General features: G+C 60.8%; 20 protein-coding genes. 7 read left to right on the top strand and 13 right to left on the bottom strand.

The genetic code is table 11. The features are described from left to right. Positions 1-163 precede the first annotated feature (163 nt). Positions 164-1,654, bottom strand: coding sequence for a proline--tRNA ligase (gene proS / locus AB7M25_RS17985; RefSeq protein ID WP_454237756.1), 1,491 nt, complete (start codon positions 1,652-1,654; stop codon positions 164-166). 220 nt (positions 1,655-1,874) lie between these two features. After that, positions 1,875-2,726: a CAP domain-containing protein gene (locus AB7M25_RS17980; protein ID WP_429389322.1), complete on the bottom strand. Its 852-nt coding sequence runs from the start codon at positions 2,724-2,726 to the stop codon at positions 1,875-1,877. Positions 2,727-2,873: 147 nt separating this feature from the next. On the opposite strand from AB7M25_RS17980, the gene AB7M25_RS17975 reads away from it, so the two are divergent. From AB7M25_RS17975 to AB7M25_RS17955, 5 genes are all read left to right on the top strand, one after another. After that, a complete protein-coding gene (locus AB7M25_RS17975; RefSeq protein ID WP_429561576.1) occupies positions 2,874-3,494 on the top strand; it encodes a cell wall hydrolase in 621 nt (206 codons plus the stop codon). 198 nt (positions 3,495-3,692) lie between these two features. Beyond that, positions 3,693-4,670, top strand: coding sequence for an NAD-dependent epimerase (locus AB7M25_RS17970; protein WP_454237755.1), 978 nt, complete (start codon positions 3,693-3,695; stop codon positions 4,668-4,670). 49 nt (positions 4,671-4,719) lie between these two features. Beyond that, on the top strand, positions 4,720-5,460 hold the full coding sequence (locus AB7M25_RS17965; protein WP_454237754.1) for a glycosyltransferase family 2 protein: 741 nt from the start codon (positions 4,720-4,722) through the stop codon (positions 5,458-5,460). After that, positions 5,457-5,735, top strand: coding sequence for a lipid-A-disaccharide synthase N-terminal domain-containing protein (locus AB7M25_RS17960; protein WP_007976061.1), 279 nt, complete (start codon positions 5,457-5,459; stop codon positions 5,733-5,735). The genes AB7M25_RS17965 and AB7M25_RS17960 overlap by 4 nt, the downstream gene beginning before the upstream one ends. A 3-nt stretch (positions 5,736-5,738) precedes the next feature. Continuing rightward, a complete protein-coding gene (locus AB7M25_RS17955; protein ID WP_429561574.1) occupies positions 5,739-7,289 on the top strand; it encodes an ArnT family glycosyltransferase in 1,551 nt (516 codons plus the stop codon). Between the two features lie 393 nt (positions 7,290-7,682). On the opposite strand, the gene AB7M25_RS17950 is transcribed toward AB7M25_RS17955, so the two are convergent. Next, positions 7,683-8,141, bottom strand: coding sequence for a hypothetical protein (locus tag AB7M25_RS17950; protein WP_454237753.1), 459 nt, complete (start codon positions 8,139-8,141; stop codon positions 7,683-7,685). A 35-nt stretch (positions 8,142-8,176) separates the two neighbouring features. After that, positions 8,177-9,208: an NADPH-dependent aldehyde reductase Ahr gene (ahr, locus tag AB7M25_RS17945; RefSeq protein ID WP_429389775.1), complete on the bottom strand. Its 1,032-nt coding sequence runs from the start codon at positions 9,206-9,208 to the stop codon at positions 8,177-8,179. Between the two features lie 199 nt (positions 9,209-9,407). On the opposite strand from ahr, the gene AB7M25_RS17940 reads away from it, so the two are divergent. After that, positions 9,408-9,608, top strand: a complete 201-nt coding sequence (locus AB7M25_RS17940; RefSeq protein ID WP_015095523.1) for a YbdD/YjiX family protein — start codon at positions 9,408-9,410, stop codon at positions 9,606-9,608. 13 nt (positions 9,609-9,621) lie between these two features. Here AB7M25_RS17940 and AB7M25_RS17935 read toward each other — a convergent pair whose 3' ends face one another. The 6 genes from AB7M25_RS17935 to AB7M25_RS17910 form a co-directional block, all read right to left on the bottom strand. After that, on the bottom strand, positions 9,622-10,389 hold the full coding sequence (locus AB7M25_RS17935) for a metallophosphoesterase (protein ID WP_429518893.1): 768 nt from the start codon (positions 10,387-10,389) through the stop codon (positions 9,622-9,624). A gap of 247 nt (positions 10,390-10,636) precedes the next feature. Next, positions 10,637-12,109 carry an aldehyde dehydrogenase family protein gene (locus AB7M25_RS17930; RefSeq protein ID WP_454237752.1) on the bottom strand — a complete coding sequence of 491 codons (1,473 nt, stop codon included), beginning with the start codon at positions 12,107-12,109 and terminating at the stop codon, positions 10,637-10,639. After that, on the bottom strand, positions 12,102-12,929 hold the full coding sequence (locus AB7M25_RS17925) for an ABC transporter permease (protein WP_454237751.1): 828 nt from the start codon (positions 12,927-12,929) through the stop codon (positions 12,102-12,104). The genes AB7M25_RS17930 and AB7M25_RS17925 overlap by 8 nt, the downstream gene beginning before the upstream one ends. Position 12,930: 1 nt before the next feature. Next, complete coding sequence (locus AB7M25_RS17920) at positions 12,931-13,848, bottom strand: ABC transporter permease (RefSeq protein ID WP_454237750.1); 918 nt, start codon at positions 13,846-13,848, stop codon at positions 12,931-12,933. 31 nt (positions 13,849-13,879) lie between these two features. Then, entirely contained in the window at positions 13,880-15,022 is a 1,143-nt protein-coding gene (locus tag AB7M25_RS17915) for an ABC transporter substrate-binding protein (RefSeq protein WP_454237749.1), read from the bottom strand. Positions 15,023-15,061: 39 nt separating this feature from the next. Continuing rightward, positions 15,062-16,177 (bottom strand): ABC transporter ATP-binding protein, encoded by a 1,116-nt coding sequence (locus tag AB7M25_RS17910; protein ID WP_429518892.1) that lies wholly within the window; start codon positions 16,175-16,177, stop codon positions 15,062-15,064. 557 nt (positions 16,178-16,734) lie between these two features. Here AB7M25_RS17910 and AB7M25_RS17905 point away from each other — a divergent pair. Beyond that, complete coding sequence (locus AB7M25_RS17905) at positions 16,735-17,049, top strand: DUF6124 family protein (protein WP_429518891.1); 315 nt, start codon at positions 16,735-16,737, stop codon at positions 17,047-17,049. A gap of 184 nt (positions 17,050-17,233) precedes the next feature. Here the strand turns inward: AB7M25_RS17905 and AB7M25_RS17900 are convergent, their stop codons facing one another. From AB7M25_RS17900 to AB7M25_RS17890, 3 genes are all read right to left on the bottom strand, one after another. Further along, positions 17,234-18,058, bottom strand: a complete 825-nt coding sequence (locus AB7M25_RS17900) for a response regulator transcription factor (RefSeq protein ID WP_429389787.1) — start codon at positions 18,056-18,058, stop codon at positions 17,234-17,236. A gap of 158 nt (positions 18,059-18,216) precedes the next feature. After that, positions 18,217-18,612: a VOC family protein gene (locus AB7M25_RS17895; protein WP_104447467.1), complete on the bottom strand. Its 396-nt coding sequence runs from the start codon at positions 18,610-18,612 to the stop codon at positions 18,217-18,219. A gap of 23 nt (positions 18,613-18,635) precedes the next feature. Then, positions 18,636-19,865, bottom strand: coding sequence for an MFS transporter (locus tag AB7M25_RS17890; protein WP_429518888.1), 1,230 nt, complete (start codon positions 19,863-19,865; stop codon positions 18,636-18,638). Positions 19,866-19,900 lie beyond the last annotated feature (35 nt).

Here is a 19,900-nt window from a genome sequence, read left to right as displayed (position 1 = left end):
TGACGACGTACTCCACCGAGTAAATGTACGAAATCATCAATGTGGTATTCGTCACCAATGCACTGGCATCAATCCTGTTGCTGTATCTGATCGGTCGCAAGGTAAGTGCTGAACGCTTCAGGGGTTGGGCGTGCGGGGGTGTATTGGCCTTCGCTGTCAGGGGTCAATATGATTTTGCATAAAGTGCCCACATGTTCGTTTTGTGGCCGGTAAATAAACAGTTCGCGGAAGCTTTAGGTTGTTTTAGCGGAATACAGCGAACGGTTACTCCAAGCTCTCCGATGGCGTTTTCAACTTTTTTGTCATCGGTGAAGGGGGCGAGAACAAAGGCGTTAAGTTTTGCGTTCTGTTTAAAGCGCTTTTTGAATTCGTCCAGGGTAGTGACCATTGTGGTGTTGTCGGACAATTTCTTCTGTGCTACCTCCAACATGTCTTTTTGAAGGGTGGTCAGTATTTTTGAGATATTTTTAACGAAACTTTCAGTGTCAAGTTGCAGAAGAGTTTTGCAGTTGTTTCTACAGGAGTAAGACACCACATTTTGCTCCAGTTCCTTAATGCCAATCTCGACGCGGACAGGGACGCCACGCTTGATGTGGAACCACTTTTTTTCGCCGCTGTTCATGTCCCGCCAATCGATGCTGGCCCGAAGGTTTTGCCCTTTCAGTTTTTTCCGGGATATCTGCTTTTGCAGTTTTTTGCAGTAGGCATTAATGGCATCTGCATTTTGTTCGTCGCGGACGATCGGAACAATGATCACCTGGGTCGGCGCCACGAGGGGCGGGAGTACTAGCCCGTCATCGTCGCCATGGGCCATTATCATCGCGCCGATCAATCGCGTGGATACTCCCCAGGACGTGGTCCATGCCAGTTCCTTTATCCCTTCTTTGTTCACGAAGCGAATGTCTGAACTCTGTGCGAAGTTCTGGCCTAGAAAATGAGAAGTACCTGCTTGCAGGGCCTTGCCGTCTTGCATCATTGCTTCAATGGTATAGGTGCTGACGGCGCCCGGAAAACGCTCCCAAGAGCACTTTTCGCCCTTGATTACCGGTATGGCCAAGTGCTCGGTAGTAAAGCGCTCGTAGATATCCAGCATCTTTAGCGTTTCGTCCAAGGCCTCATCATGAGTTGCGTGAACGGTGTGACCTTCTTGCCATAGGAACTCCGATGAGCGAAGGAAAATCCGAGGACGCATTTCCCAGCGCATTACGTTCGCCCATTGATTGATAAGGAGCGGCAGATCCCGATAGCTTTGTACCCATCGTGAAAAGGATGCACCGATGACCGTTTCACTGGTGGGCCTGATGATCAACGGTTCTTCTAGTGTTCCTGCGGGAGTAAGGGTTCCATCCGTTGATTTTTCGAGACGGTGATGGGTTACAACCGCGCACTCTTTGGCAAAGCCTTCAACATGCTCGGCTTCTTTTTGAAGAAAGGATAACGGAATCAATAGTGGAAAATAGGCGTTTGAATGTCCTGTGTCTTTGATTTTCTGATCAAGTTCTCGTTGAATCTGCTCCCATATGCCATATCCCCAAGGACGGATAACCATGCAACCTCGAACTGGAGAGTTCTCAGCCATTTCCGACTGGATAATCACTTGTTGATACCAGTCAGAAAAGTTGTCATTTCTTGTAGGTGATATTGCGTTTTTCATAGAGCCCTGACTTTGAGGTCGAAATTTGCTATTCGAAATGGTGTCGTAAGGGGCTAGGTATATTTATTGCGCTTTGAAATTTCAAGATTTCATGTGTGGTTTTTCATATTTCAGAAATTTCCTTCAGAAGGATCTTTCATTTTGTGAAGTTACTCCGCTCTTCGACGTGTTCATTGACCAAAAAGAACCCCCAATGCAATCGCTTCGGGGGCTATGGCACTCACTGCGCCCCAAACATCGCCGTCCAGTAAATCCCCGCATCGCTCTTCGGGTCGGTCGCGTAAGCCGCGCCCAGTTCGCGGAACTGCGGGTTCATCAGGTTGGCGCAGTGGCCGGGGCTGGTCAGCCAGCCTTCGACTACCTTGTGCGCGGTGTCCTGCCCGGCGGCGATGTTTTCGCCGATCTGCTGGAAGTCGTAGCCGGCCAGTTCCGCGCGGTCGCCCGGGGTGCGGCCATCGCGGTCCTTGTGGTCGAAATAGTTGTTGTTGGCCATGGAGCGCGAGTTGTTTTCGGCGGCGCTGGCCAGTGTGGCGTTCCAGGCCAGCGGTGGCGCGGCGGCGAAGGATTGCGCGCCGCACTGGCGTGGGCGGGTGCGTGCGGCGTTGAGTTCAGTGAGCAGCTTCTGGCCTTCGGTCTGGGCGTCGCCCAGGCGTGCGCTCAACAATGGCCGCGCGACCACGATGCGCCATTGCCGGTCCTGGCGGAAGACGCCGACATCGACGAATTGCGGGTCGAGGACGATCTGGCAAAAACTCTCCTGGATCGCCTTCATCGCCGCGGCTGCATCGCGAGGTCCGGACAGGCTGATGGCCTGCACGTTTTTCATCGGATAACCGGCAGCGGCCATGGCCTGCTGCAGATCACCGATACTTGGGGCGGTGAGCACCAGGCGCGGGTCGGCCGACAGCGGCGGCAGCTCCGATGACACCTGGCCGGCACAGCGTTGCAGTTGGCTGCGGTAGAGATTGATCGATTCGATCAATTGCGCTTCGTCCGCCGCCATGGCGTTGGCGGCAACTGCCAGGCCCAGTGACAAACCGGTCCAGCGAATTGCGGATGAGATGAACCCCATGAAAATCCCCCTTGAGCAGATGGCGCCCATGATGCGCGAAGTTGACCCATCCAGGACAATGGATTTATCCAGAGTGTAGTGGGCTAAGCGAAATCATTTCACTACTACACTGAATCGAATCGAATCGCTCACCGAGTGACACCGACCATGCGCCTCGACTGGATCGCCACCTGCCTTGCCCTCACGCTGCTTGCCGGCCCGGTATCGGCTACGGATCAAGAACAAAAAAAGGAATCGGCCGAGAACAAGGCCGAGGTGCTGGAGCAGAAGGCCGCCGAGAACAACAGCCCCGCACCGGCGCCCAGCAATGAAGCCATTACCCAGTCCGAGGTCCAGGCCGTTGACCCGGCGGGTGCCGCGCCGCTGGACGATGCGATCACGTGCCTGGCCCGCTCCATTTACTGGGAAGCCAAGGGCAAGGACGCTGCCGACATGGAGGCGGTGGCCAATGTGGTCATGAATCGCCTGGGTCACGAGGGCTTTCCGGACACGGTGTGCAAAGTGGTCAAGCAGGGTTCGGAGACCAAGAGTTGTCAGTTCTCCTGGTGGTGTGACGGCAAACCCGATTCGGTCCAGGAAGAGGTGCCTTACGCGATGGCCAAGGAAATCGCGCGCAAGGCCCTGAACAAGGAGTTGCCGGATCGCACCCAGGGTGCCCTGTATTTCCATGACCGTACGGCCAAGCCGGACTGGGCCAGGAAATACATCAAGACCGTGGATATCGGCTTGTTCCGTTTTTACAAACCCCATGACGGATCGGCCAGATAACAGCGGTGATTTCGGCCAAATATTTTATTTTTTTGAGGCCGTGCGAGGTGCTATCGAAACTGAAATGTTTCTGTTTTATAAGCTTCATAACGTAACCGTGCGCGAATGACGCGATAAGCAGGAACTACACATGAAGCTGATGAGGGTCTGGATCAGTAATCTCGCGCCGATCACGGCGCTGTCAACGGCGTGCCTCCCATGACCGTCCTGGTCACCGGTGCCGCCGGTTTCATCGGTTTTCATACGGTCCAGCGCTTGTGCCGCGAAGGTCTGGACGTTGTTGGTATCGACAACCTCAACGACTACTACGACGTGGAGCTCAAGCACGCACGCCTCAAGGTGCTGGAGACTTTGCCGGGTTTTCGTTTCCGGAAAATGGACATCGTCGACAAACCGGCCTTGTTGGACCTGTTCCGCGACCACGGGTTTACCGAGGTGGTGCACCTGGCGGCGCAAGCCGGAGTCCGCTACTCGCTGGACAACCCGGATGTCTATGCGCAGTCGAACCTGGTGGGTTTCCTCAATGTGCTGGAAGCCTGTCGGCACCATCGCCCCGAGCACCTGATCTACGCCTCGAGCAGCTCGGTGTACGGCACCAACAGCAAGATGCCGTTCAGTGTCGAGGACCCTGTCGAACATCCCGTATCGCTGTACGCCGCCAGTAAGCGCGCCAATGAACTGTTGGCCGAAAGTTACTGCCATTTGTATGGCTTGAAAGCCAGTGGCCTGCGCTTTTTTACCGTCTACGGCCCGTGGGGCCGCCCGGACATGGCGCTGTTCAAGTTTACCGACGCCATCCTCAAAGGCCTGCCCATCGACATTTACAACCAGGGCCAGATGTCACGCGACTTTACCTACGTCGACGACATTGTCGAAGGCATCGCCCGACTGCGGCCAAAGCCTCCGGTGCCGGAAGGGGGCGCCGCTGGCGTCAACCGGCTCTTCAACATCGGGCGTGGCAAGCCGGTGGCGTTGCTGGATTTCGTCGAGTGCCTGGAGTCGGCCCTGCATCTGCAGGCCCGACGCAACTATCTGCCGATGCAGGCCGGTGACGTGGTCAAGACCTGGGCCGATGTCTCGGCACTGGCCGAATGGGTGGGCTTCAGCCCGCAGGTGACGCTGGAAACCGGCGTCGCAGCGTTTGTGCAGTGGTATCGGCAGTTCTATCGGATTTGAAGCGTTCGCCTCTGATCTCGGAAAAATCATAAAGGGCGAGAGAGACTCCATGAGCCATGACATTTTTGTATCCGTACTGATTCCGGCCAAGAACGAAGCGAACAACCTCAAGCCGCTGCTAGAGGAAATCCGCGTGGCGCTGGCCCATGAGTCGTACGAAATCATCGTCGTCGATGATGGCAGCACCGATGCGACCCTGCAGGAACTGCGGCAGATCCGCCACGACGGTTTGAACACCTTGCGCATCCTCCATCACGAACGGTCGCTGGGGCAAAGCACCTCGCTGTACCACGCCGCCCGCGAGGCGCGCGGGCAATGGCTGGCGACCCTCGATGGCGACGGCCAGAACGACCCGGCGGACATCCCCGGCATGCTGGCGCTGGTGCGCGGCGAACCGGGCAAGGTCGATGTGCAACTGGTCGCCGGGCACCGGGTCAATCGCCGCGACACCGCGAGCAAACGCTACGCCTCGCGGTTCGCCAACAACCTGCGCCGGCGCCTGCTCAAGGACGCCACCCCGGACACCGGTTGCGGCCTGAAACTGATCGAGCGCGCGGCGTTCTTGCGCCTGCCTTACTTCGACCACATGCACCGCTTCATTCCGGCGCTGATCCAGCGTCACAACGGGCGCATGATCGTGCACCCGGTCAACCACCGACCACGCACGGCCGGGGTGTCGAAATACGGCAACCTCGACCGCGCGCTGGTGGGGATTCTTGACCTGATCGGTGTCTGGTGGCTGATCAAGCGCACGCGGCTGAACACCATTGCCCAGGAGCTCCAGGGATGATGCTGACCCGTGAAACCCTGTGGCTGGTGGTCGGCTTTGCAGGGCAGATTGCCTTTACCGGGCGGTTTGTCCTGCAGTGGCTGTACAGCGAGTACAAAAAGCGCAGCGTGATCCCGACCAGCTTCTGGTACCTGAGCATCGTTGGCAGCTCCTTGCTGCTGGCCTACGCCATCTACCGTCAGGATCCGGTGTTCATTGCCGGGCAGGCCTTCGGCTCCATCGTCTATTTTCGCAACCTGCAATTGATTGCCAAAAGCCGCAGCGTGAAGGAATAAGCCATGCGTAGATCGTTGTCGCCCCGGGTCGAGTGCCTGGGGCTGATGCTGCTTGCCCTGTTGCTGATCGGCGCGGGGCTGGGGCTACGCCAGGCACAGAACGTGGATGAGGAGCGCTTCCTCGGCGTCGCCCTGGAGATGCTGCAGAACGGCTCGTGGTTGATCCCGCACCGTGCCGCCGAGATCTACGGCGACAAACCGCCGATTTTCATGTGGACGGTGGCGTTCTTCACCTGGTTGACCGGCAAGCCCAACATCGCGCTCTATCTGCCGGGACTGTTTTCGGCCGTGACGGTCACGGCGATGGTCTATGACCTGGGCCGCCGCTTGTGGACCCAGCGTATCGGGCGTAACGCTGCGCTATTGTACCTGGCGACCTACCAGACCTACAGCATCCTGCGCACCGGCCAGATCGACAGCTTTTTGATTCTGTTCACTTCGCTTGGCCTGTACGGTCTGGCGCGGCACCTGCTGCTCGGCCCGGCGTGGCGCTGGTTTTACGCCGGCTGCGCGGCCATGGGCATTGGCGTGATCACCAAAGGCGTGGGTTTTTTGCCGGCGCTGTTGCTGATTCCGTACGCCTATGCGGTGCGCAAAGGCTGGCCGGGTGTGGTGGCCATGCCTGGCGAGGCGCGCAAGTGGTTGCTTGGGTTGGCGCTGATGCTTGGCGCCATCGCGATCTGGCTGTTGCCCCTGGCCGGGTCGATCTTCTTCAATGGCAGTGCGGACGAAATGGCCTATGCGCGGGAGATCCTCCTGCACCAGACTGCGGGCCGCTATGCCGCTGCGTGGCATCACCGCGAACCGTTCTGGTACTTCTTCACCAACGTGATTCCGCAGTACTGGCTACCGTTGGTGCTGGTGCTGCCATGGCTGGTGCCTGCCTGGCGCCGTCAATTGCAAAAGCGTGACGGCCGGGTCCTGGTGTTGCTCGGTTGGGTGGTGCTGGTGGTGCTGTTTTTCTGCATCAGCACGGGCAAGCGCAAGTTGTACATCTATCCGGCGCTGCCCGGGCTGGTGCTGGTCGCCGCGCCGCTGATTCCGTGGCTGCTCAAGCGCTGGTTCAAGAAGCACCCGCGTTTGCGTCGGGTGTTCCCGGCACTGGCGGCGACCTGGTTCGCGCTGTGGTTCGCCCGGGGTTTCATCGAACCGCTCAAGGACGGCACCAACATCGATCAGGTGCTGATGGCGCAGGCGGCGACCATGACCCAGGGCGCCGATCTGGTGCTGGTCAACTGGGAGGAGGGGCACTGGTTGTTCGCCCGCCAGCCGATCGTGCATTTCGGCATGGATAACTCGTCCATCGAGAAGGCCGCACTGTATTTGCGCGAACACCCCAAGGCCTACGCCTTGGTGCCGGATGACGTTTTGAACCAGTGCTTCAAAGCCGAAGCGGCCCGTGAACTGGGCGAAAACGCCCGGGCGAACTGGTCGATCGTGGGGGTGGATGCCGACAACGGCAAATGCCAGCCGCCAGAAGCCGACAAAGCCTATCGGTTCAGCTGGAATGACCCGCACATGCCAATGGTGCCGGCGCAGGTAGCCAATCCCTGAGGACAAAAAAAGGCCCTTCACGCAACCCCGGGAACCTGTAGGAGCCAGCCTGCTGGCGATGGACTCAAGTACGCCGCGTTCATCCAGCTCACCCGCGGTATCGTTAACGACCATCGCTGGCAAGCCAGCTCCTACAGGGGACCGTGCCCACGCTGAAACTGTAGGAGCCAGCTTGCTGGCGATGGACTCAAGTACGTCGCGTTCATCCAGGTCACACGCGTTATCGTTAACGACCATCGCTGGCAAGCCAGCTCCTACAAAGGACCGTGCCCACGCTGAACCTGTAGGAGCCAGCTTGCTGGCGATGGACTCCAGCGCGCCGCGTTCATCCAGGTCACCCGCGTTATCGTTAACGACCATCGCTGGCAAGCCAGCTCCTACAGGGGACCGCGTCTACGCTGAACCTGTAGGAGCCAGCTTGCTGGCGATGGACTCCAGCGCGCCGCGTTCATCCAGGTCACCCGCGTAATCGTTAACGACCATCGCTGGCAAGCCAGCTCCTACAAGGGACCGCGTCCACGCTGAACCTGTAGGAGCCAGCTTGCTGGCGATGGACTCCAGCGCGCCGCGTTCATCCAGGTCACTCGCGTTATCGTTAACGACCATCGCTGGCAAGCCAGCTCCTACAGGAGACCGCGTCCACGCTGAACCTGTAGGAGCCAGCTTGCTGGCGATGGACTCCAGCGCGCCGCGTTTATCCAGATCACACGCGTTATCGTTAACGACCATCGCTGGCAAGCCAGCTCCTACAAAAGACCCTGCCCACGCTGAAACTGTAGGAGCCAGCTTGCTGGCGATGGACTCCAGTGCGCCGCGTTTATCCAGATCACACGCGTTATCGTTAACGACCATCGCTGGCAAGCCAGCTCCTACAGGAGACCGTGATCTCACTGGCTGGCGTCCAGCACCACGCGGTAGCGCGCCTTGCCGCTGCGCAAATGATCGATGGCGTCGTTGATCCGGCTCATGGGAAACATCTCGACCTGCGGCAGGATCTGGTGGCGGGCGCAGAATTCCAGCATGGCCGCGGTGTTGGCGGGTGAACCGACCGGTGAGGCGGACATGGTTTTTTGCTGGGGAATCAGGTTGAACACGTGCACCGGAATGGCGTCGGGCACGACGCCGACAAAGTGCAGGCGCCCCTTGCCGCGCAGGGTGGCGAGCATGGCGGTCCAGTCGAGGTTGGCGTTGGCGGTGACCAGGAGAAAATCCAGGGTGCCGGCAATGGCATTGAGCGCATCGGTGTCGGTCGAGGCGACCACCTTGTGCGCGCCCAGGCGCCTGGCTTCGTCCTGCTTGCTCAGCGATGAGGTGAACGCCGTGACTTCGCAGCCCCAGGCGTTGAGAAAGCGCAGCGCCAGGTGACCAAGGCCGCCGATGCCCACCACGCCGGCCCGGTCAGTGGGCTTGATGCCGAATTCCACCAGCGGGTTGAACACGGTCGAGCCGGCACAGAACAGCGGCCCGGCCATCGCCGGGTCGAGCCCGGCCGGGATCGGCAAGGCCCAGGCCCAGTGCGAGCGGACGCGGTCGGCAAAGCCGCCGTTGCTGCCGATGATGGTCGGTTGCACCGTGCTGCACAGGTTATGCGAGCCTTCGATACAGGACGTGCAATGCATGCAACTGCCCTTGTACCAGCCGATGCCCACCCGTTGCCCCAATTCCAGGCCACGCACCTGGGCGCCCATCCGAACGATACGGCCGACCACCTCATGGCCGGGAATGAACGGGTAGCGGCTAATACCCCAGTCGTCGTCAATCAGCGACTGATCGGAGTGGCAGACGCCGCAATACTCCACGGCGACTTCCACCTCATCGTTGCCCAACGGACCGGGATCGTAGCTGTAGCGTTCCAGTGGCGCGCCCGCTGTCGTGGCGGCCCAACCGGTAAAGGTGGTGAGTTCGCTGCTGTCGCTCATGGGATACCTCCAGATCAGAAGTCAGGGGCCTTGGCCGCTCGGGTGCAGCGGCGGAGCGAGGAAAGTGTAGCGGGTTGCCGGCGGTCCATCGGGCGCGCGCCTGGATACTTGAAAATACAAAGGCGCTCGATGCGGACACAATGCCGATACATGAGCGCGGTTTCATGGGCCAGGTCCCACGCCCACAGAGAGATCCGCCATGTTCCGCAAACTGCAGCAGGTTGCCAGAATGTTCAGCCAGAGCGCCCGATTGATGGTCGGCGTTCCCGAGTACGACAACTACGTGGCGCAAATGGCCCGCAACCGTCCGGGCGAGCCAGTGATGAGTTATGAGGCGTTTTTCCGCGAACGTCAGGAAGCGCGTTTTGGCCGGGGCAAGTGCAATACGCGGTGCTGTTGACCCGGGAGTTACCTCAGAAATCCAGATCAATCACGAAGGCATCATCGAAATCGGGATTTTCATTGATGCCGTTCTTGGCATAGCCCCGAGGGTTGCAGACCACCCGGGTATTACCCACCCGATAATCGAAGCTGCCATGGGTGTGGCCATGCAGCCACAGTGCCGGCTGCCAGTCTTTGATCCGCGCTTCGAGGTCCGAGACAAAACTCGAGTTGATCGGCGAACCGGCAAAGCTCGGGCCGATGCTCGAGCGTGTCGGGGCGAAATGAGAGACCACCACCGTGGGCGTGCTGCTGTCGCGGGCGAAGCAGTCTTGCAGCCAGGCGACCGTCTGCAGAAACACCAGCTGGGAAATGGCCGGCGTGAACAGGTCGGGAAAATCAGGGGCGATTTTGATGTGGCTGAAGTCGCGGATCAGCTGAGTCGCCAAGTCGATACCCAGCGCTCGATCCTCGGGACTGTCGAGCAGACGATAGTCAGACCACAAGGTGCAACCGAGAAAACGCACGCCGTCGTGGACGTACTCCGAACGTTCCAGCACGTGGATCTGCGTGCCTTGCGCCAGGCTGTTCAGTTGCTCATAGGTGGAGATCAGGTCACTGCCATAGAACTCGTGATTGCCCGCCACGTACAGCAGCGGAACCGGACACACCCTGGCCCACTCGATGGCCTTGGCGGGGCGCGCGATATCCCCGGCGAGCACGACAATATCGGCCTCCACGGCGGGAAACGGGACCGCGTTGACGGACAGGTGCATGTCGGACAGCAAGGCGATGCGCATGGATCAACTCCGGCGTGGCTTGGAGGGCAGGTCAATCAAGTTACGCGGTGTGAGCCCGTCGCCACAACCCTCCTGCTCGCGATAGCGGCGTGTCAGGCGCCATCTATTTTGGAGGTGCTGGCCCCATCGCTGGCAAGCCAGCTCCTACAGATCGCTGGCATAGGACAGTGTTTTTGTAGGAGCCGGCTTGCCGGCGATGCAGGCGCCACGGTCTGCCAGACAGGCCGCCTTCGTCGGTATGCCTGTTTTACTTCAAATACCACCCCCACGGCTGGTCACTGACGTACTCGGTCACCTGCTTGACCTCCAGATAATTGTGCAACCCCCATTGCCCCAGTTCCCGGCCGATACCGCTGTGTTTCATCCCGCCCCAGGGCGCTTCGACGAAGGTCGGTTGCGAGCAGTTGACCCAGACGATCCCGGCGCGCAGCTGGTTGGCGACCCGGGCAGTGCGCTGCAAGTCGGCGCTCATCACGGCGGCGGCCAGGCCGAAGCGGCTGGCGTTGGCCATTTGCACGGCTTGCTCTTCGGTCTTGAAGCGCTTGATGCACAGCACCGGGCCGAACACTTCTTCGCGCCACAGAATGCTGCTGTGGCCGGGCTCATCGAAGATCGCCGGCTCAATGAAATACCCTTCGGCCAGATGCGCCGGTCTCCGTCCGCCGGTGAGCAAACGGGCACCACTGGCCAGGCCCTGGTCGATGAAACCGAGCACCTTGTCGTACTGGCCCTGGCTCACCAGCGGACCCAGCAGAACCCCGGGCTGCATACCGGGGCCGATACTGATCTTGCGAGTTTCCTCCACCAGCCGTTCGATCAGGCGCGGGGCGATGGATTCCTGTACCAGCAGGCGTGACGTGGCGCTGCACACCTGGCCCTGGTTCCAGAAGATCCCGAACAGAATCCACTCTACGGCGGCATCGACATCGGCGTCATCGAACACGATGAAGGCCGACTTGCCACCCAGTTCCAGGCTGATGTTCTTGATGTCCCGCGCTGCCGCCGACATGATTTTCGCCCCGGTGGGCACGCTGCCGGTGAAGGCCAGTTTGTCCACGCCCGGATGCTCGGTGAGCGGACTGCCGGCGTCGGCACCGAGGCCGGTGACCAGGTTCAACACCCCGGCCGGCAAGCCGATGCGGTCGGCGGCGGCTGCCAGTTCAAGAGCGGTCAGCGGCGTCAGCTCGGACGGTTTCAACACCACCGTGGCCCCGGCGGCCAAGGCCGGGGCGACCTTCCACGCAGCCATCAGCAGCGGGTAGTTCCAGGGGATGATCTGCCCGGCCACGCCAATCGGCTCGTGGCGGATGCGGCAACGGAAACGCTCGTCCGGCAAGGCCAACGGCTGGTCCTGTTGCTGGTCCAGATCGCGGGCCAGACCGGCGTAGTAACGGAAGCAGGCAATGGCATCGCCAATGTCCCACTGGGCTTCGGGCAGCGGTTTGCCGTTGTCGCGCACTTCCAGTTCCGCCAGTGCCTGTTTGCCGGCCTCCAGTTCATCGGCCAATGCCTCCAGCCACTGCGCACGTTCAGCGCCGCTGGTCTGACCCCAACCGTTGTCGAAGGCCCGGCGGGCCGCGCGCACGGCGTGGTCGACGTCCTCTTCAGTCCCCGCCGCCACCCGGTGGAAGACCTGTTCGGTGGCCGGGTCGATCACGTCCAGATAGCCGCCCAGGTCCGGGCTGACCCATTCGCCGTTGATGTAGAGCTGATCACGCATGGTGCGACTCCTGGACGCCGGTGCGGCGGTTTTGCAGATGGCGGGAAGTGAACAGCAGGGCCAGCGACACGCAGATGATCACCGTGGAAATCGCGTTGATCTCCGGCGTCACGCCGCGGCGGATGGAGGAAAAGATGTAGATCGGCAGCGTCGTTTCGGAACCGGCGACGAAGAAGGCGATGATGAAATCGTCGAAGCTGAAGGTGAAGGCCAGCAGGAACCCGGCCATGATCGCCGGGCTGATCTGCGGCAGGGTCACCCGCCAGAAGGTGTCCATCGGTGGCGCGTACAGATCCGCCGACGCTTCCAGCAAGGCCTTGTCCAGCGAGTCGACGCGGCTGCGCACGATCACCATCACCAGGGCCATGGTGAACAGCGAATGCGCGGCGATCACGGTGAAAAACCCCATGTTCAACTTAGGCACACTGGGCAGCCAGCTCGCCAGCAGCGGGTTGATCAGGTCAAACAGGCTGATGAAGGCGATCAGCGTCGAGATGCCGATGACGATGCCCGGCACGATGATCGCGCAGTAGGTCAGCGCATCGAACAGCATCCGCACCTTGGCGCCACAGCGCTGCAAGCCGAACACCGCCAGGGTGCCGAACAGCGTGGCGATCACCGCGGAACTTGCGGCAATCAGTGCGCTGTTGCCCAGGGCTTCCATGATGAACGGGTTGCCGAACGCGGTGCCGAACCATTGCACCGAGCAGCACTGGAAGGCCAGGCCACTGCGCCCGGCGTTGAAACTGAACAGCACGATCAAGGCAATCGGCGCGTAGAGGAACAGGTACAGCGATGTCGAATAGCTGCGCAGCCACATGTCACAGACCTCCGTCGGCAGGGCGGCCGCCGTAGCGCGCCACCAGTTTCAGATACACGCCGATGATCAGCAGCATCATCGCCACCAACGTCATCGCCAGCGCACTGCCGAACGGCCAGTTGCGCGATTGCAGGAACAGGTCGACCAGCGCATTGCCGACAAAGAACACCTTGCCGCCACCGAGAATGGCCGGGATCAGGAACTCGCCCATCAGCAGGATGAACACCAGCATCACCCCGGTGATGATCCCCGGCGCCGACAGCGGCAGGGTGATCCGGCAAAAGCTTTCGAAGGCGCTGGCGCCCAGGTCGGCGGACGCTTCGAGCAGGCGCTTGTCGAGTTTTTCCAGGCTGACGTAGATCGGGAACACCATCAGCGGCAGGTAGCCGTAGACGATGCCGATCAGCACCGCCCACGGCGTGTTGATCAGCCGCACATCCTCAAGCCCCAGGCTGGCCAGCAGCGCCGGAATGCCTTTGCCGCTGAGGATGAAAATCCACGCGTAGGTGCGGATCAGAAAACTGGTCCAGAACGGCACGATCACCAGGGTCAGCAACAGCGAACGGTTCCGGCTGACCTTGACCGCGAGGAAGTACGCCAGCGGATAGGCCGCCACCAGGCACACCAAAGTGCCCAGCGGCGCGAGCATCAGCGTATTGCTGAACGCTGCGCCGCGAGAACCGAGGTTCAGGTAGTTGGCCAGGGTGAAGCCACCGGCGTAACCGCCCACGGCGCTGCGCTCGCCGAAACTGAAAACCAGGATGATCACCAGCGGCATCAACAACAGCAGCAGGAACCACAGGGTCGAAGGCAAGAGCATCAGCAGGGTGATGCGCCGGCCGAGGCTGCGCCGCTGGCGAACCTCGGCCGACAGGGCATGGCCCGGCTGCACCGTTTGCGGGTGGGCGGCGGCATTCATGGATGACTCCTCATTGGCCATGGTCAGGCGATCAGGCGGACTTGAAACGCGCCATCAGTTCGGCACGCGCCGGGCTGGTCAGCGTCGCGGCGGCACCGAACTCCAGCGGGCTCAAGGCCTCGGCGGCCGGGTACATGATCGGATCGTCGAGCATCGCCACAGGCAGCAGCGCGTCGACACGCTTGTCGCCGCTCGGGTAGCCGTGGCTCAGCACTTCGAGCTTGTTGTGCTGCGGATCGAGCAGGTAGTTGATGAACGCGTAGGCGGCGTCCTTGTGCTCCGAGCTTTTCGGGATTGCAAAGAAGTCGCTCCACAACTCGCCACCTTCCTTGCCCAGTTCGAACTGCATTTGCGCGTTGTCGCGGTGCAGTTGCGAAGCGTCGCCGGTCCACGACATCGCCAGCCAGGCATCGCCGCTGCGCATCGACGGCTGAATGTCGGAGTTGATCGCGAACAGGTGCGGCTTGACCTCGATCAGCAGTTTTTCCGCATCGGCCAGTTCTTTCGGGTCCAGGGAGTTGAAGCTATAGCCGAAGCTTTTGAGGGCGTTGCCGATGGCGGTCAACTGGTAGTCGTGGACCATCGTCCGGCCACTGGCCGGACCCTGGGCGGCGACCCAGAATTCCTTCCAACTGGTCGGGCCGTTTTTCAGCTTGCCGGTGTCGTAGAGCATGCCGGTGGTGCCCCAGTTTTTCGGCACCGCGTAGACCTTGCCGTCCACCGTGCCCTGGGCCATGAATTTCTGCTGGAACGCCGAGGCATCGAAGTTGGGAATGCGCGACAGGTCCAGCGGTTCGATCAGGCCCAGCCCGACGTAGGTGCTGATGGTGTAGTTGGTCGGCACCAGCACGTCCCAGCCACTGCCACCGGCCTGCAATTTGGCGAGCATTTCCTCGTTGGAGCCGAACACGCTCATCGACACCCGGGCGCCGGTGGTCTTGCCGAAGGCGTCGAGGTTTTCCTGGCTGTGGTAGTTCGGCCAGGTCGCCAGCGACAGGCGATCACCGAGCTTGGCCTGCTCGGCAGCCTCGGCGCTGGAGGTCAGCAGGCCGGGCATGTGGGTGGCGACCACGGCGGCGGCAATGCCGAGGCCGGTGCGGCCAAGGAACTCGCGGCGGCTGATCGAGCCGTTCTGCCAGCTGCGCAGGGTTTTGATAAAGGTTTTCTGGTCCATAGCACGCTCCACATCCGGTTGATGAAACGAATCGATGATTTACAACGCCATGGCCAGGCCATTGGCGTGATCCCAGCCGACGCGAACCGCTGCGCCGTGTTCGAAGGCATTGGCGCCGTGATCCTGCTGGCGCGGCACCCGCACGCAGACCACGCCGAAGGCCTGGGTGCGTACGCGGTATTCGGTGGAGTTGCCCAGGTAGATCCGGTCTTCGACGCAGCCCGGCAGCTTCACTTCGCGGCTCATTTCGGCATTGGCGCCGGCGATGCTGATCAGCTCCGGGCGCACCGCAATGCAGCCGGCTGTGTTGGCGCTCAGGCCTTTGCCGGTAGGCGTCAGCGGGCTGGTCAGTTCCAGTCCTTGCTCGGTACGCAGCACCACCGAATTGCCGTTGAGCTGGCGCACCGTGCCGTCGAACAGGTTGGACTCGCCGATAAAGTCGGCGACGTAGCGGCTGGCTGGAGCTTCGTAGAGTTGCTCCGGGGTGGCGGTCTGGATGATCGAACCGTTGTGCATCACGCTGATGCTGTCGCTCATCGACAGGGCTTCTTCCTGATCATGGGTGACCAGCACGAAGGTGATGCCGACCTCGCGCTGCAAACGCAGCAACTCTGATTGCATTTCCTTGCGCAGCTTGCGATCCAGCGCGGCCAGCGGCTCGTCGAGCAGCAACACCGTCGGCTTGTTGACCAGTGCGCGGGCGAGGGCGACACGCTGTTGCTGGCCGCCGGAAAGCTCGCTCGGCTTGCGCTGGCCAAAGCCGCTCAGACGGACCATCTCCAGCGCTTCATCGGCCATGCGCAGTTGCTGTTTCTTGTCCGGGCGCGGTGTGCGATAGCGCAGGCCGTAGGCAATGTTCTGCGCCACGGTCAGGTGCGGGAACAGCGCGTAATGCTGGAACACCATGTTCACCGGCCGCTCGAAGGCCGGCACACCGGCCACGCTTTTACCGGCCAGACGAACTTCGCCGCTGGTGGGCTGCTCGAAGCCGGCGATCATGCGCAGGGTGGTGGTCTTGCCACAGCCCGAACCGCCGAGAAAGGAATGAAACGAGCCACGCCGCACCGCGAAATCCAGACCGCTGACGGCCTGCACCTCGCCATAGCGTTTGACCACATTGCAGAATTCGATATCGCTTGGCGGGGTGTTGTTCACGAGGCGGGCTCCCTTGCAGTGATGAATCAGTGCGTCGGGGGCCAAACTAGCAATGGGGGTTTTGCGGTGTATATATCCCTTGGGGGATAGGAAGGGATTGTTGTAGGAGCGAGCTCACTCGTGATGGGCTTAAGAGCACTGCGTTCAGCCAGTCATCCCGCGTATTCGTTAACGTCCATCGCGAGCAAGCTCGCTCCTACACAAAATGCAGGTGCGTGTTTAAAGACACCCGGGGTTACTTCGCGAAGGCTACAACACCTTGCGTCGTTGCCTACAGGTACGCCAGAATCCGCCGGCTTGTGCGCCTTGGGGGCGGGTTTTATCGTTTGCCGGTCGCTGAATAACAACAGCGATCGGGTTTGGTAGCCCGGGTTACAAGGTGCAATGCGTCACTATCAGCAGCGTTTTTTCTGCTCTGCTACATGGTGGCCATGCACAGGGCGCCTTTGGGCGCGCCGGTTTCCTTGTACCCGGTCTACCAACCTGCGTATGGCCACCACCCTACGTTTGGTAGCGTGAGAGTGATGGCTCCTTTTTACGGTACAAGGAGTTTCACTATGTTCAAGGTCACACCCAACCCGCCGGACACTGATCCGGCATCCTCGTGCGAAAGCCTCGACCTCAACCCCGGCCCCCAGATCATGGCGACGCCGCGCAAGCCCAGCACGATGTTCATCGTCAATCCCGACCTCAATACCGAAACCTTGCTGGTGCATGCGTGTGAATCGTTGGCCTCGGCCAATGTCATGGCCAACGATCTGGTGGATCATCTGGAAGGGACGAGCCGCAATGCGCTGTTGGGTATTGCCCAGGTGATCATGCTGGGCGAACTGGCGGTGAACCGCGCACTGGATCAGCTTGATCCGCCCTGACCACAATCTCCAGAACACCTATCAACCTGTAGGAGCTGGCTTGCCAGCGAAAGCGGTGTGTCAGGCACTGGCTTCTTGGCTGAATAACCGCCTTCGCTGGCAAGCCAGCTCCTACAGTTTTTGGGGGGGCAATACATAATTCATTTACACCGCTCCCACAGGGATATGCGTATACCAACGGGTATCAGGCTTGCAGCCTGAGGCCGGGCGCCTGTAACGGATCCTCCGTCAGCTCCCGAATGAACAACCCCAGCAACTCCGATTGGCTGCCAATGCCCAGCTTGGCGTAGATGTTCTTGCGGTGAATCTTCACCGTGCCGGGGCTGATGTTCAGTTGTTCAGCCACCGATGCGCTGGAGTGGCCGCGCAGCAACAGCTGGACAATCTCCTGCTCGCGCCCGGTGAGGATGTGCGCGCCGAAGTGGTCGAAGGCTTCGCGGATCTTGAAGTCCAGGTCTTGCGCCGGGCGCGGTTGTTGGGCCTGGCGCAAACGCCAGGCCTCATTGATGACTTGTTCGACCACCGCTTGCGCGCATTCGACCAACTGCATTTCGTCCCGGCTGAAGGCGCAACTGGCACTGGAGCGCATCAGCGACAACACCGCCATGGCGCCACCACCGAGGTCGACGAAAAACGCCACTTCCTCGGCCAGGCCGGTCTGCTGGTAATAGGTCAGGAAGTATTCGCCAAGGTAGAAATGGTCGGGGGCGAACTGGCGCAGGCGCCACAGCCCCGGCGCCTGCCCGCGTGTACAGGCCAGGTAGAACGGATCGAGCAGGTAAGGCCCGCACTGGTAGTCGTCGACATACACCGCGCGCTTGTCCGCCGAAAACGTATCGAACAACGCCAGTGGCCGGTGATTGCCTTCGTAGACAAACAACACGAAATGATCGACCGGGCAGATTTGTCGAAGCCAGTGGCTCAACCCCGACAACCGCGCATGCCCGGCAGGCAGGTCGAGCAGGTGGGCGACTCCGGTGGTCCAGAGTTTCAGTTCCTTGGGGCGCATGGCGGCTACAGGCAGAAGAGGATGGCCTTTGGATGCACAAAGTACGCCATGGCGGGTGGCCCCGTGTGGAGCGGGGTGGGGGACGGTAAGGCGTTTAAAAGACGCACCGCATTGGGGCCGGGTGTTACCGAGTGCTACAGGGCTGGTAGCAGAAATGATCAGGCGGTTGAGTGGTGCTGGACGATCTGGATGAGGTTGCCGCAGGTGTCGTCCAGTACCGCTAGGGTGACCGGTCCCATCACCGTCGGCGGGCGGGTGAACTGAACGCCGGCGGCGCTGAGCCGGGCATATTCGGCCTGCACGTCCTCGACGCCGAAAAACGTGCAGGGAATGCCATCCTGCTTGATCGCGCTCTGGAAGGTTTTTGCCGCGCCGTGGGCATTGGGCTCCAGCAGCAGCTCGACGCCATCGGGATCGCCAGGAGAGGTCAGCGTCAGCCAGCGGTGTTCGCCCATGGGAATGTCGTGCTTGAGTTCAAAGCCGAGTACATCCCGGTAGAACGCCAGTGCCTTGGCCTGATCATCGACGAGCACGCTGGTGACTACGATTTTCATGGGGTGTTCCTCCTGATGGCCATTCACGCTCCCGAGGGGCGTTTGCCAGTAGACGGCAACATTATGGTCAGAATTCCCAGCAGTGGCAGGAAAGAACACAGCGTGTACACGTACTCGATACCATGGATATCCGCCAGGTGCCCAAGCAACGCAGCACCGATCCCGCCGAAACCGAACATCAGGCCGAAGAACACCCCGGCGATCATGCCGACGTTGCCGGGCACCAGTTCCTGGGCGAAGACCACGATGGCCGAGAATGCCGAGGCGAGGATGAAGCCGATGATCATGCTCAGCACACCCGTCCAGAACAGGTCGACGTAGGGCAGGGCGAGGGTGAACGGCGCCGCGCCGAGGATCGAGAACCAGATCACTTGCTTGCGGCCGATCCGGTCGCCGATCGGGCCGCCAAAGAACGTACCCGCCGCGACGGCACCGAGGAACAGGAACAGGTACAGCTGCGAACTGGCCACCGACAGGTCGAATTTCTCGATCAGGTAAAAGGTGAAGTAACTGGTGAAACTGGCCATGTAGAAGTATTTGGAAAACACCAACAGCGCCAACACCACCAGGGCGAAGGTCACCCGCCGTTTCGACAGGCCGTGGGTGGCCTGGCTGCCTTGCTTGAGCTTGAACAGGTTCAGGTGATTGCGATACCAGCGGCTCAGGCCGTATTGCACGAGGATGGCGAACACCGCGAACAGGCCGAACCAGGCGACGTTGCCCTGGCCATAGGGAATGATGATCGCGGCGGCCAGCAAGGGGCCGAAGGCGCTGCCGGCGTTGCCACCGACCTGAAAGGTCGACTGCGCCAGGCCGTAGCGACCGCCCGAGGCCAGGCGTGCCACCCGCGAGGTTTCCGGGTGAAAGGTCGACGAACCGACACCCACCAGTGCCGAGGCCACGAGAATCGCCGGGAAACTGCCGACCATCGACAGCATCAGGATACCGATCAGGGTGCAGACCATGCCGGCCGGCAGCAGCCATGGTTTGGGATGACGGTCGGTGTAGAAGCCGATCCAGGGTTGCAGCAATGAGGCGGTGAGCTGGAAGGTCAGGGTGATCAGGCCGACCTGGGTGAAGCTCAGGCCATAAGTGGTCTTGAGCATCGGGTAGATCGACGGCAGCACGGCCTGGATCAGGTCGTTGATCAGGTGCGCCAGCGCACAGGCGCCGATGACGCGCATGACCAGGGGGCTGGCCTGGCTGGCGACCGAGACGGTGGGTGAGGGCGAGCTGAGGGTGGTGGTCGACATGGGCGGGTTTCCGGATAAAAAACGCGAGCCGCGAA

This window comes from Pseudomonas sp. AP3_22 TE3818, from assembly GCF_053628995.1.
The sequence above is the reverse complement of the archived record's forward strand: the minus strand, read 5'-3'. Positions and strand labels throughout refer to the sequence as shown.